Source organism: Acidobacteriota bacterium, assembly GCA_040752675.1.
GTDB lineage: Bacteria > Acidobacteriota > Polarisedimenticolia > JBFMGF01 > JBFMGF01 > JBFMGF01.
Genome location: JBFMGF010000117.1, coordinates 1 through 14,167 on the forward strand (window position 1 = coordinate 1; position 14,167 = coordinate 14,167).

The following is a 14,167-nucleotide window of genomic DNA, read 5'->3' on the forward strand; positions in this document are numbered from 1 at the left end:
TTCCCGTAAGATTTCGATCTTCTGCTGCGGGCTGTATTTTCTTCTCTGTGTGGTCATCCTTCGCCTCCTTTCGACCACCTTAGTCTACCATGCCCGTTTCTCCAATTTCATCTGAAGCAGCACAATGATAGTTACATATCGTTACAGTATGCGAGAAATCTGGCTGAAGGGAAAGGGCTTGTCTTTAATGAGGGGGAACATGTCGAGGGATATACTAACCTTTTATGGACGTTGACCCTCGCTATCCCCTTTTTGCTGAAAATCGATGGAGCGACATGGGCAGAAATCGCTGCGATCATCTTTGGTGCTGCTTCCATCCTGGCAATATATTTTCTATCGCGACATCTCAAAGGCGAAAAGTCAAACTGGAAAAACTCATGGGGGGCACCAGCAGCGCTTGCTGTGCAGCTTCCTTTCATCTGCTATTCTTTCTCCGGAATGGAGACTGCGCCTTTCACATTCCTGATCGTTGCAAGCGCCATCATCTTTCTTAGAGCGCTTGAGCAGGATCGACCACGTCTCCTCTCCTGGAGTTCGGTCATCCTCTCCCTGGCTTATCTGACAAGACCAGAAACGCCGATCCTCTTCCTCTTCAATATCGTTTTCCTTGTGATCTATGGCGTTTTCTGGAAGAAGAGGGCGATGATTCCGGTTTATTTATGCCGGCATGCAATCCTTTTTATTGCAATGGCCATCATTTTTTCTTTATGGCGCTATCTCTACTACGGCGATTTTCTTCCAAACACCTATTACGCCAAGATCGGCTCTTATTCTTCTGCTCTTCTACTGAGGGGGCTTGATTACATCTGGAATTTCTCGCAACTTTCGTTTCTCATCCTCATCATCCCTCTCGTTCTCATCCTCAAGCTGCGGGAGATGAAATATCAAATCCTTTACATCACTGGCGTAGTCCTTTTTCTCTCTCTTGCCGTGGCCGTGGAGGGGGGAGATCATCTTGCCCTGTATCGCTTTGCGGTTCCCATCCTTCCATTCCTCTGTCTATTCTATCAGGAATTTTCCTCCGGAGTCGTGCAGTCCCTCTTCCGGAGCAGTCTATGGTCGAATCTGAAGCCCTATCTCATTGTGTTTCTTTCCTTGCTCATCTCCATATCCTCATCAGGGCTCTATTTTGTGAAGGCGAGCAAGCACGAGATGACCGAATATCAGCGGGCTCGCTTCGAAGTGGATCTGGCGCAGAGGTGGTCAGAGTTCGGAAAATGGCTCCATCAGCATTACAATCCAGACAGGACTGTGGCCCTCTCTACAATCGGCGCCATCTCGTTCTATTCCGGGCTGAAAGCCATCGACATGGTGGGTCTTACTGATAGGCATATAGCGCATCGGCCCATCCACACGGGAGGGGGATACATCGGCCATGAGAAGTACGACAATTATTACATTCTCCGGAGAGCCCCGGATATCATCATCGTCCATCACATCGTGGACTGGGATTTTCCCATCACGGAAGGAGAGTACCAGAAGATGCTCTATTTCGGAGCGCAGCAGGAATTGGTGGAGATGCCTGAATTCAAGAATAATTACTGCTTCAAGACCTTTCCCGCAGGCGATAAGAAATTCTACGCTTTTTATCTTAGATGCTCCTCAGTTTCTGCTCCTTAGATCTGCGATTAATCTACCATTCTTTTTCATTTGCCGCTGACTTCTCATGTTTTTTTGAAAGATCGGGCATGCCGAATTCTCTGTAGAGACGGGCTAAGTTCCGATGAGCCTCTCTGTCTTTGGAGATTTCCCAGACGAAAATGCTGTATCCTATTCTCGCGCAGGGCTCTTTCTCTTTGAGCCAGTCGAATGTGTCCCTCGTGTTGAAGAAGACCGATTGCAGATTCGTGGCTGAAATGGCAACGAACTCCTTCCGCTTGAATTTTATCCGGTAATCCTGGGGGCTGTTCAGCCCGTATCCTGGCAGGTATTGATATTTGATGCCGTAATAGTTCGGGTCGGCACTTCCAAGATAGGACAGGATTACTGAATCCTCACCTTCCTCTTGCAGGAACTTTTTCAAACGGATCAGGTCCTGCCCCCAGTCAAGATTTGAGTCAGCGAGATATTTGTATCCGTTGGAAGGCCCACCAGCCAACTCGTCGAAGTAGGCAAGATGATGTGGAAAGATGAAGATTGCGGATCCGAGGAGCCAGAGCAGAAGCGCAAAAATGATGATTAAGGAAGTGCTATTTGCCTTTGATGTACTTGATCCGATGAATGAAAAGAGCCTGCCGCTGAAGATGAAGAGCAGGGGATAGACGGGAAGGATGTGCCTCAGGCCGATATTGATGCGTCCGGCTGCAGTAAAGAAAAGCAGGAGCAGAACAGGAATAAGAAGATAGAAATTCCCGGGGGTTTTGAAATTCTTAAAGAGGTCTCTTCCAAACGATAAGAGAGCAGAGGCAAAAATGATAATGACCGGAATGGGGGTCTTAACGGCAAATGCCAGCAGGAAGTAATACCACCAGCCGGAATCAGAATACATACCAAAGAGGAAGGCCGGGTTTCCCTTGCGGTTGTGATCCAGGACGAAACTCAACCCGTCGAAGTATCTGCCGACCGACGTAAAGCCGTAAGAGATTATCAGGACGATCATGGCAGTGAGCAGGAGAAGAGCAAAAGAAGAGAGGGCGAAGTAGAGTCGCAGTCTCAGTGTGAGTCGATCCTCTTTCCGGAATAGGAATCGGCGAAAGGCGAATGCGGCACGATCTTCAAAGAGATACAGCAGGATCAGAGCCAGATAGACCGGGATGAGGATCAGCGCCGTGAATTTTGTCGAGAGAGCCAACCCGAAAGACATCCCGGCCAGAATGAATCTCTTCCTCGATGGCTCCTGCATGGCCTTCCAGAACAGATAGAGAGATAGGACCAGGAAGAGAGAAAATCCAAGATCGGTATGGATCACCTGTGAGCTGGCGATGACATTCGGTTCAAAGCAGAAGAGAAACAGGGAGAACAATCCAGCTCCTGTGCCGTAGATTTCCTGGCTCCACTTGAACACGAGAAATCCGAGAAGAATACCCAGCAGAACCATCGGCAGCCTTCCGAGGAAGATGGCATTATCGGCATTTATCCCCGAGTGGTAGAGAAAGTATCTGCCGAACAGCCATTCATTGTTGGAGTTCCAGTGGGGGTTCTGCTCGACGGGAGGGATTTCCATTGTGAGAAGGGGAAGCGCCGCGAGCATCTTGACCAGTGGGGGGTGCTCGGGATTGAAACGGAAGTCTCCCTTCCTTATATATGCGTAGCCAGCGGGAAGATGAGCCACTTCATCATACGTAGCCGCATTGTTCCAGATCCCGCCGACCGCCTGCACTGCAAAGACTGCAAGCAGAACAGCGAGCATGGTGATCTGTATATTACTTCTCATGCATGCTCTGTTGTGCAATGGATTGAGCTTTTAAGAAATGCCTTCTCGCAACTTCGGGCATCCCCGAGCCTAGATAGATCTCTGCAAGTGCTATATGCGCCTCTGGGTCGTTCCTCACGTCGAAAAGAAAGATGGAATAAGCGATCCGGGCATATGGTTTCCTCTTCTTGAGCCAGTCGAAACAATGATGATTTGGAGTGAAAACAGACTGGAGATGTGTGGCGCTTATCGCAATGTAATCAAAATTTCTTCCGGGATCCATGTAATTCGACGGGATTTTCGGTTTTCCGCAAAGCGGGAGGTACTGATAGTCAATCCCGTAGTAATATGGGTCGGCATTTCCGAAGTATGAAAGTATGACCCCATCAATATGGTTTTTGTCAAGGTATTTCCGAAGGGCGGGAAGGTCCTGTCCCCAGTCCAGGTTGGAATCAACGGAATATTCATACCCACGCGAAGGACCGCCGATCAGCTCATTGAAGTATGAAAGATGACGGGGAAATATATATAAGGACCCGACAACATACCACGCACAGAATAGAACGAATATGCTGGATACAATCTTTTTCCATCTTGGTCGTTTCAGCAGGATACTCCTATAATGCCAGCTCTTTGAAAAGATGATTCCGCAGAGGATGATGGCGAAGGGAAAGACGGGAAGGATGTGTCTCACCCCGATATTGAGTCTACCCATCATGCTGGCGGTCAGAAAGAGCAGAGGAGGGACAAGAAGATAAAACCAGGAGCGAATCGATAGAACAGCAGCTTGCTCATTCTTGCCTGTATCTTTCTCACTTGAACCAGCTTCGTTTACGCCTGCGCGTCCTCTCTTGAAAGTAGATGAAGCCGTGAGAATATCGATAAATATTATCAAAGCAGATAAGAAGAGAAAGATGAGAAGAGGGATGGGGGTTTTGATTAGAAAGGATAGAGGAAAATAGTACCACCAGCCCGTATCGGAGTATTGCCCGGCAAGGAAAGCGGCATGCCCCATTTTCCCGTGGATGAAAACAGAATTCAGCCCGATGAAATAGTATTTTATGTTGATGAAACTGTAGGAAGCTGCGACGACAGCCGTAGCAATAAGGGGAACAACGAAGGCGAAGAGAAGTAGCTTGTGAAAGGGTAAGTATCGGGTATCTGTTCTGTGCGACGAGCTGCAGGAGAGGAATATCTCTAAAAGCAGCAGGATGAATATAATGGGGATTAGAAGGATGGCTGAGAACTTCGTGGCGAAAGCCAGTCCTGCGGATAATCCACAGATGATAAGAGACTTGATGCCAGGCTCCTGAAAATATCGCCACATCCAGTAGATGGAGAGGAGGAAAAACAGCGTAAAGCCGAGATCGGTCGTAACCAGTTGGGAGTGTGCAATGATATTCGGTTCGAAAACGAAGATGAAGAGCGAGAAGACGGATGCTCTCTCTCCAAAGAGTTGATCTGTCCAGCGAAAGAGCAGGATGGCGAGGAAAAGCCCCAGTAAAACGATGACGAGACGCCCCAGAAAAAGCATCGTTTCTGCTCTGACTCCGGACTGGTAGAGAAGGGATTTCCCATACTCCCACTTTTCATTTTTCAGAAAGTATTTGCTGGTATAAGGGGAGGGGAGATTCAGGAAAAGAAGGGGATAAGCAGCTAGCATCTTGATAAGAGGAGGATGCTCGGGATTGAGCCGGAAGTCTCCGGTTTGCAGGTAAGTGTATCCTGCTGGCAGATGCGCCACCTCATCGGATGTGGCAGAGAGCTGGACCATTGATAATGTGCATTGCAGGAGAAAAGCCAAGAGGAAAAGAGGGATGATGAAACATCTTGTTCCAGGAAGATTTAACATTCATCAAACTTCTTGAAATGATCTTTCCGCTCTGTCTTGATACATAGAGAACTCATTCGAGTCTTTACTTTACCATAACAAGCTAAATTTATTGTAAAGTTTTAGATGGAATTTAAAAGCTCTCGAGCCTGAGAGTTTGCAGGGTTCAGTTTGAGTGCACGCAAAAGGTTCTGTCTCGCTTGTTCCTTTTCACCCTTCATTGCGTATGCCCGCGCTATTTGTACGTAACCGCTGGTAAAATAGGGGTTATAATCGATGGCTTTCTGATAGTATTCGATCCCCCTGTCAGGCTCTTTCCGGTTCCAGTAGAGGCTTCCGAGGTTGAGATAGGATGTGTAAGTATAGGCGAATGGTTCTCTTTTGATGATCTCCTTCAATATTTTTTCTGCTTCATCAAGTTTGCCAAGATTCAGGAGCATGAGAGCACCGTTGAAAGCGAGATCATCAAGATGCGGAGCAAGAGCCAGAGCTTCCATGACAGAATCCGAAGCAAGGCTATTGTTTTCAGCCCTGAAGGCTTCCTCGGCTCTATTGAAGAGATCGTATCCCTTCTTCTCATTTGCCTTAACCTCTTCCATCTTTCTTATCTCCTCGATGAACGTTGATGTCTCTTTCTCATAATTTCTGGATTTCAGTCTGGCAAGTATGAAGTCCGTTCGCACTTTATCATTTAGCTTCAGGAATGAGAGTCCGAGGTTGAGCAATGATTCTCCTTCGCCAAGGTCGGGAAAGAAGACTTTCTTCGTCTCATCGATGAACTGTTCACCGACTGCGATGCTGTACTCTCGTTCTTTAGGTGAGAGAAGCTCGAAGGGCGCCCTGTATTCTATATAGGAGTTATCATCAGTATTTATGGTTCCTTTTCCAAGAGCCCTCACGATCTCAGTGAGAGGAGCGATGTAGTAAGTAGAAAAGTCGAAGGGGTTGGTGATGTTGATTTTCCTGAGGTCTCGCGCTACCTTTTCGTTCTCGAAGAAGCGCGAGACTTTCGCAAAATCGAGTTCGATCTTCCCCTTCTTTGCGATCAGGAGAGAATCCCCGCCCCTGGTGATGTAATAGAAGTGACAGTTGTGAAATTTGGAGTTCATTGTCCGCATGATGGTCGCGAGGGAATCCACAGATAGCTCGTATGTCTGAAGCCACTGCGAGAAAACTCCTCCATCATTTAATTTTTTATTGATGATCTCATAGAAATCGGCCGTGAACAGGGAATTGATCCCCGCGATCCATGGGTTGGATGGTTCGGAGATGATGACATCGTATTTCTTGTCGGTGTAAGAGAGGTAGCTCCTGGCATCCTCGACGATGATCGTGGATCTCGGGTCTGATAGAGGGTCGTGATTGACGGGATAAAAATATCCTGAGGCTTCGATGACGGACTCTTCGATCTCCAGCGTATCCACTGAGCGTACTGGATGGGTGAGGACGGAATAGGTCGACACTCCGCTTCCCAGCCCAATTACGCATACGTCTTTTGGATTATCCGCATACAGAAGCGGGATCTGAGCGCATAGTGTTTGTGTGATGGAGTCGGCCACGGCGCTTGCGTCGATCTTACCTCCTATCTTGAGATACATGTCCGAGCCCACGTAGGAGACGGCGACCGTGGCGTTCTTTCCCTCTTTATAGTAGAGAATCTCCTCCTCTTTCTTCACGCCTCCAGAGATGTCTCCGGTTTTGATGTCCCGGATGATCTGGATCAGGCCGCGGTTCATTCGGCCGATATCCCAGGAAGGAACGAGGACGGAGAGGAAGAATGTAAATGAGAGGGCAAGCCCTGAAGAAAGAATTTTGGGCTTCAACTGTATCTCGGAGGAGAAGAAGGCTATGATCCCGATCAGGACGCTCGAAGCCGAGGTGAGGATGAGAGTCTTCAGGATTCCGATATGCGGGATCAGGATGAATCCCGTTGCAATGGAGCCGAAGATTGCCCCGAATGTGTTGAAGAAGTATATCCTTCCGATGTTCTTCCCGGCCGATACTTCGCTTTTCCTGTAGGCACAGGCGGCAACGGGGAACAGGAGCCCCATGATCAGGCATGGGATGAAGGATATGAGGGCCGACAGAAGAAACTCGCCGGCGACGATCAGCTTCACGTTAAAGTGGCTTTTGTAGATGATAACGGCGAAGAATTGGGGAATATAATAGAAGAAAAAAGTCCCCGCAAGTGTGGATATTCCGAGAATGACTTCGAGTATTCCAAAGATCAGAACGGGTCTCTTCATCTTCTCGGCTTTTCTTGCGATGATGAGGCTTCCGAGGGCTATCCCCAGCAGGAATGTGGCGAGGATAATGGTAAAGGAATAAACGGAGGAACCTATGGTGAGGGAAAGGACTCTCGTCCATCCCACCTCGTAGACCAGAGCGAGGAAGCCGGAAATAGCAAAGAGCGTCAGGATGATGACTCCGGCGGCTCTTTTCTCTGGTTTCAGATGCCCTTTTGCCCCCGCGGGTGCTGTTTCCATCCCTGCTTTCGCCGCTGCCGATCTTTCAATATCCCTCTCCGAAGCATGGGTGAACCAGTTTCGCAAGGAGGGGACAAGGTATATCAAGGCAAGTATCGTCAGGTTCAGCAAAGAAGCGCTTATAATGCTCTTGAACAGGCCTAGATAGGGTAATAGCAGGAATCCTCCGAGAACCGTTCCCAGGACGGCTCCAGCGGTGTTTAAGCCGTACAATTTCCCTACACTGGAGCCGAATTCAGGCCTCTTGGCAGTCAGGGCCGAGACGAGAAGGGGAAGGGTCATCCCCATGGCTACTGTCGGTATCAGGAGAATTGAAAAGACGATCACGAACCTGGCTATAAGAAAGATGGTAAAAGAGCTGTCTTTGAGAAACGAGAGGTGGCCAAAGACGGGGAAGAGCAGATCGAAGACGAAAGGCGAGACCAGGCCGAATATCCCGACGGTTCCTTCAATCCAGCCATAGGTCCGTATGGGATACCGGAGGCGTCCGCAGAAATTACCGGAGAGCAGGGCTCCAAACCCGAGGCCGGCCATGTAAGCCCCAACTACGGTGCTGATTGCATGGAGGGTATTTCCGAGATAAAGGGAGAGCGCCTTCGACCATGCCACTTCGAAGATTAGACCGCTCGCTCCTGAGAATATAAAGCAGATGTAAATGACGAGAACGGCGAATGCCGCACGATTCTCTTGCCAGTTCCGATCTATCTTCATGGTTAAGCTGTTTATTATACTTTCTTTATGGAATTTTATGTAGTGGAGCAACGATATTGAGATAAAATAGGTAATCATCCGGGCAAGCGGAGAACCATTTAGGAAGCCTGATTGATAAAAAGTGCTGTTCTTGATGAGGATAGAGTCCTGAAAGATAATAGTTTTCTGGAAGAAAATAGAATTCTGAATGAAGAGGTAGAGGCAAGGGTCGTCCGGTGGGTTCTTTCGGTTATCCTCATTTTTTCCGCTCTATCAAGGTTCGTATATCTAATCACTTATCTCGGGAGAAACCCGTTCGCAAAAGTCCTGATCCTCGATTCTCTTAAGTATGACCAGTGGGCTAAGGCAATCCTGGAAGGGAGGCTCTTCGAAGAGGGGGCGTTTTATCAGGCTCCTTTTTACCCTTATTTCGTCTCGTTCATTTACTCCATCTTCTCACCTTCTCCTGTCGGCGTTTATGTCGTCCAGATGCTCATCGGGCTGGCGACCACCCTTCTCGTTTTCCTTGTGGCAAAGAGATATTTTTCCGGAAGGACAGCCCTTCTGGCATCGGCCATATTTGCCCTTCATCCGACGATAACATTTTTTGAGTCGAAACTCCTTCCAGAGACGCTTGCCATCTTAATTGGCCTCATGCTTCTTTACATGCTGAAAGGGTATGCGGAATCAGAGGAGAGAAGAACCGGACCCGTGACATTGCTTCTATCTGCAGGCAGCGGCATCCTTCTCGGGATCTCCTGCCTGATCCGCCCGAACATGCTTCTCCTCTTCCCACTGGCCTTTCTCTGGATAATGCTTTCAGGTTGGAGAAAGAAGCATCTGACGGATGAGGCAGCAGCCGGCAAGGGCGTCCGGATTTTCGGCAGAAGAATCGTTCATGCGGCAGCATTTTCAGCAGGATTCCTTGTAGCGATTCTGCCGGTGACCTACAGGAACTATCTCAGGTCGGGGGATTTTGTTTTAATATCTCTCAACGGAGGGATCACGTTCTGCCAGGGGAACAATCCATATGCGTATGGAATCTACACACCGCTCCCCGGGTTTTCGGGAGATATCGTCCAGCAGAGGATGGAGGAAAGATACTATGCTCAGGCACAAAGCAAGAGAGCACTCTCGGATCAGGAAATCTCAAGGTTCTGGTTCGACAAGGGGCTCCAGTTCATACGGATGCATCCCTGGCAATGGGTCCTGCTCGAGATGAAGAAGTTTTTCTATTTCTTCGATAGTTATGAGCATTCGCTGGAATACAACTACTCCATCGAAAGAGAATATGTCATTAACATGGCCTTCATACCGTTTGGCATTATCATTTCATTTGCGCTCTTCGGGATAATTGCTTCCTATCCATGGAGAGGAAAGGCTCCGCTGATGTTATATCTTTCAGTGCAGTTCTTCACGGTCATGATTTTCTACATGTCTTCACGATACAGGCTTCCGGCAGTTCCCGTTCTTTGCATATTCGCAGGAGCCGGCATTTCTCATATTATGGATATTGGCCAGCCGGGGAAGATCAGGAAGTCCGTTTTTGCAATGATGGCCATAATCGTCATCTCCGTATTTTCGTTTCTGAAGATGGGGGATGTTTACCGCTTCGAGGAAGCGGCGAGCTACGGGAATCTGGGGACCGCTTTCAATGCTGCGGGGATGCACGAAGAGGCGATCTCGAGCTTCAAGAAACAGTCCGATCTTGATCCACGGTCGGCCTATGCTCCATTCAACATCGCCGTAGTCCTGGCGAAAATGGGGAGGAACGGAGAGGCAGTCGAATATTATCAGAAGACCATTGCGATAAACCCTGATCTCGCGGAGGCATACAACAATCTTGGAGTCATCTTCGTGAACTGGGGAGAGTGCGCTAAGGCGGAGGTCCTCTTTCTGAAAGCGATTGAGTTGAAGCCGTTCTTTGCCAATCCTTACAACAACCTGGCCACCTGCTATTTCGTGAAGGGGGAGTTGCAGAAGGCGATGGAGATGGTCCGGCTTGCAAAATCAAGAGGCCTATCCATTTCCGAAGAACTCGAGAAAGAGATTACCGTCAAACAACAATTAGACCAATAGGTCGGGCATGCTGCCCGACGACGGGATATCCCAGGGCGAATAGAAGCAATCGACACCAAAAACTAAGGCGACATGCAAGCTGCCATGAAGAAAGAGAAGAAAGAGAAGAATGAGAAGAATGAGAAAAGGGCTTCAAAGCGATGGAGCCGGCTTGAGAAGAGGCTGGGGTACAAGTTCAAGAACAGGGAAATGATGCTCGGCGCTCTCTCGCACCCCTCTTCTTTTCAGGAGAACGAGGAGGGCTTCGGCAGAAACTATGAGATCATGGAATTCTTCGGCGATTCCATTCTTAATTTCATCGTTTCGGAGATGCTCTACAATAAACACAGGAATCTATCCGAGGGAAAGATGTCGAGGGTGCGGTCGATTATAGTCTCGGCGAAGAGCCTCTCCGATGCAGCGAGGAAAATCAGCCTCGGGGAACATATCATTTTAGGGAAAGGTGAAGAGAAGACGGGAGGAGGGCAGAAGGAATCGATCCTTTCGGCGACACTGGAAGCTCTCATAGCTGCAATCTATATCGATGGAGGAATGGCGAATGTGAAGAAGGTTCTGGAGGTCCTCTTCGAGAAGAAACTGTCGGGCCTTGTGAAGGCCAGGAAAAGTGCCCTCATCGAAAAAGACAGCAAGAGCGCGCTTCAGGAGATCCTCCATAAAAAGGGAATGGGCCTTCCAGAGTATTTCGTCGTGCGAGAGGAAGGACCGGACCATGAAAAAAGGTTTTTCGTCGAGTTGAAAATCGCCGGGGAGTCTGTCTTGGAAGGCAGGGGAAGATCGAAGAAAGAGGCAGAGCAGGATGCGGCGCGGAAAGCGCTGATGGCTTTGAGAGAATCGTAGAATCTCATGAACAGGAATAACGCACCTGTGAGGAACCCATGGTACATCACTATATTTTTTTTGACGATCCTAGCCGCACTCGTACTGGTTGATTCCAACAGATTTGCCGATCCTGACCTCTTCTGCCACCTCTACAGCGGCAGGGAGATAGTAGAAGAGCAGAGGATACCGAAAACGGACGCTCACTCTTTTTCCGTCCCGGGTGGCAAATGGATCGATTATGAGTGGGGGGCGAGAGCCCTCTTCTATTTTCTGTACAGGACGACCGGCTCCGGCGGGCTTGTCGTTCTGAGAGCCATCCTCTGTATAGCTGTTTTTTCCATCGTCTTCTTGAACGCTCTTCGGCTTTCCGGTTCCGTTCTCATTTCCTCTCTCTCCACAATCCTCTGCGCGGTAGTATCGCACAGGTATTTCCTCTTCAGGCCGCAGCTCTTCACGTTTCTCCTGCTCTCTCTCCTGATATTTATTCTACTGAAATACTCGAAGGAGCGAATGAAGGTCTTTTTCCTGCTGCCCATCTTATTTCTGATATGGACGAATCTGCATGGAGGATTCCCTCTCGGTCTGCTCGTCTTCGCTTTATTCATACTTTCGGAATACATCGAAGAGAGATTCTTCCAATCCGCCATCTTTATCGTTTCAGCTCTTGCAACGCTGATCAACCCATATGGAATGAATCTCTGGCACGGTATCCTTGGGACCATCTTTGGAGCGTTCACTCCAGAAATCTCCGAATGGAAGCCGGTCTATGAGTTTTCCTTCTCATCGATGTTATGGTTTTATTTTTTCCTTTTTGTCTTCGTCCTGACATTCCTGGCGAGCAGAGAGAAGAGGTTAATCGACCTTGTGCTATTCATCCTTCTTTCCTATCTCTCCGTCACTAAAGTCAGGTTCATCCCGTTGATGGCCATCGTCCTCGCTCCGATACTTGCACGCTACCTTACCGGGACGATGGAGAGGATTACTGCGTCGGGAAGGCCCATGATGAGGATCATCCATCCTCCAGCTTCTTCCTTGAACTGGATTGTTCTGATATTTCTTGTTTTTCCCTTAATCCTGAAAGGGGTCCAGAAGGAGATCCATCTCAGCATGTGCATATTCAAGAGCGATTACTTCCAGCCAGTTACGGCCGTCAAGATGTTGAAAGAGAATGGGGCCTCCGGAAACATCATGAACGAGTATGACTGGGGAGGTTACATCCACTGGGAGCTGCCCTCCAGCAGGATCTTCGTTGATGGAAGGTCGGATACAGTATACCCTTATGAGACGATAAAGGAGTGGGCTTACTTTGTGAATGGAGTTGGAGAGTGGGAGGAGGTCCTGATGAAGTATGGGGCGGATTCCATTCTCATCAGGACGCAACACCTCGTCAACGAGAAGTTGAAAGGATCCGGCCGTTGGAAGCTCGTCTACTATGACAACATTTGCTCCTTCTACGTGAATATCGAGAGCTCTCGGAATGCAAATTTTCTGAAGAAGTGGTTCTCTGACTCCCTCATCATTTCAGAAATATCTGCCAAGGATTACAAGTTATGATGGAAATCTAAAGGCTGGAGGCCAGGTTGGGAATCGAACCCAACATCATGTGCTTCCGCACACAACCAACGAGTTTGCAGCCCGCGGGCAACACCAGCTGCCTTTTCTGGCCTTGAATGTCTCTTCCATGGATTTTAATATTATCACAATTCTTGCTAATATGGACAAGAACCATAATGGATCATCGGAGTAATCACCATCATCGGACATCCACTCTATGATAAATTCCTTGCTCCCGACAGATCATCTCAATAACGCCGCGGGAATCATCGTGCGTTGTGGTTGACATGAATTGTTTGCGTTGCTATTATTTTTTGCTCATTTAGCCGAGGAATTCCCTGCCGGCTTGAGATTTTTGATGCATTGATTAAGCTATAATTTTTGCCTTAACAAAAGCCTAAGAAAGTGCGCGAACCATGTTCAAGATCTTGAAAAAGGAAGAGATTGCTCCCAGCACCTTCTTCTTTGAAGTGGAAGCTCCCTTCGTCGCAAGAAGAATAAAGGCAGGGCAGTTTATCGTCCTGAGGATCGATGAGAAAGGAGAGAGAATTCCCTTAAGTTACTGCGGTGCCGATCCTGAGAGAGGGGTTATCAATCTCATCGTTCAGTCTGTCGGAAAGACATCGCAAAAACTCAACGATATGAAAGAGGGAGATGCAATCCTCGATCTGGTCGGGCCTCTCGGGAAAGAGACAGAGATCGAAAAGTATGGAACGTGCGTTCTTCTCGGAGGGGGATTCGGAGCCGGCGCCATAATTCCTATTGCGAAAGCGCTGCGGGCCGCTGGAAACCACGTAGTCTCCATCGTCGGAGCGCGGGAGAAGAGCCTCCTCGTCATGGAGAAAGATGTCGAAGCAGCTTCCGACGAGATCAAGGTCACGACCAACGATGGAAGCTACGGGATGAAGGGGATGGTCACCGATGCCCTTTCGCAGATACTGGCTGACCGGAAAGTCGATTTCATACTCGGGATTGGTCCCGTTCCCATGATGAAGGCTATTTCGGACATGACAAAACCTTACGGTATCAAGACGATGGTCTCCCTCAACTCTGTAATGGTGGATGGAACGGGGATGTGCGGTTCCTGCCGTGTTACCGTTGGGGGAGAGACGAAGTTTGCCTGTGTGGATGGTCCAGACTTCGATGGACATCAGGTCGATTACGATGAGCTGAGCAAGAGATTGAAAATGTTCGAGGCCTATGAGAAGCTGGCCTATGAGGCCTATCTTGAGCATAGAGGCAGATGTGCTTCTGAGAAGAGGAGTGATAGATAGGGAGCGCACTTTTGAAACCCGCCGAGTCCCTTTCTCATTCCGGGAGAGAGTAGCGCGAAAGGTGAGATGTGGAGAAAAAGGA

The 14,167-nt window shown here is 48.6% G+C and carries 8 protein-coding genes and 1 tRNA gene; 5 read left to right on the forward strand and 4 right to left on the reverse strand.

Annotation, left to right across the window (positions count from 1 at the left end; translation table 11 throughout):
- The first annotated feature begins 252 nt into the window (after nt 1–252).
- Nucleotides 253–1,620: a hypothetical protein gene (locus tag AB1756_10400; protein ID MEW5807738.1), complete on the forward strand. Its 1,368-nt coding sequence runs from the start codon at nt 253–255 to the stop codon at nt 1,618–1,620.
- A gap of 13 nt (nt 1,621–1,633) precedes the next feature.
- Here the strand turns inward: AB1756_10400 and AB1756_10405 are convergent, their stop codons facing one another.
- The 3 genes from AB1756_10405 to AB1756_10415 all read right to left on the reverse strand — a co-directional run bounded on the left by AB1756_10405 (nt 1,634) and on the right by AB1756_10415 (nt 8,380).
- A complete protein-coding gene (locus AB1756_10405; protein MEW5807739.1) occupies nt 1,634–3,373 on the reverse strand; it encodes a phospholipid carrier-dependent glycosyltransferase in 1,740 nt (579 codons plus the stop codon).
- The gene (locus AB1756_10410) at nt 3,363–5,204 is read right to left on the reverse strand and encodes a glycosyltransferase family 39 protein (protein ID MEW5807740.1); all 1,842 of its coding nucleotides are present in this window, start codon (nt 5,202–5,204) and stop codon (nt 3,363–3,365) included. The genes AB1756_10405 and AB1756_10410 overlap by 11 nt, the downstream gene beginning before the upstream one ends.
- 101 nt (nt 5,205–5,305) lie before the next feature.
- Nucleotides 5,306–8,380: a fused MFS/spermidine synthase gene (locus AB1756_10415; GenBank protein ID MEW5807741.1), complete on the reverse strand. Its 3,075-nt coding sequence runs from the start codon at nt 8,378–8,380 to the stop codon at nt 5,306–5,308.
- Between the two features lie 111 nt (nt 8,381–8,491).
- Here AB1756_10415 and AB1756_10420 point away from each other — a divergent pair, with 111 nt between their 5' ends.
- The 3 genes from AB1756_10420 to AB1756_10430 all read left to right on the forward strand — a co-directional run bounded on the left by AB1756_10420 (nt 8,492) and on the right by AB1756_10430 (nt 12,811).
- Nucleotides 8,492–10,438: a tetratricopeptide repeat protein gene (locus AB1756_10420; GenBank protein ID MEW5807742.1), complete on the forward strand. Its 1,947-nt coding sequence runs from the start codon at nt 8,492–8,494 to the stop codon at nt 10,436–10,438.
- Nucleotides 10,439–10,522: 84 nt separating this feature from the next.
- Nucleotides 10,523–11,275, forward strand: a complete 753-nt coding sequence (gene rnc / locus AB1756_10425) for a ribonuclease III (GenBank protein ID MEW5807743.1) — start codon at nt 10,523–10,525, stop codon at nt 11,273–11,275.
- Between the two features lie 6 nt (nt 11,276–11,281).
- A complete protein-coding gene (locus AB1756_10430; GenBank protein ID MEW5807744.1) occupies nt 11,282–12,811 on the forward strand; it encodes a hypothetical protein in 1,530 nt (509 codons plus the stop codon).
- Nucleotides 12,812–12,826: 15 nt separating this feature from the next.
- Here AB1756_10430 and AB1756_10435 read toward each other — a convergent pair.
- Nucleotides 12,827–12,923: transfer RNA gene (locus AB1756_10435), tRNA-Cys, on the reverse strand.
- 304 nt (nt 12,924–13,227) lie between these two features.
- On the opposite strand from AB1756_10435, the gene AB1756_10440 reads away from it, so the two are divergent.
- Nucleotides 13,228–14,085 carry a sulfide/dihydroorotate dehydrogenase-like FAD/NAD-binding protein gene (locus AB1756_10440; protein MEW5807745.1) on the forward strand — a complete coding sequence of 286 codons (858 nt, stop codon included), beginning with the start codon at nt 13,228–13,230 and terminating at the stop codon, nt 14,083–14,085.
- The last annotated feature ends 82 nt before the right edge of the window (nt 14,086–14,167 follow it).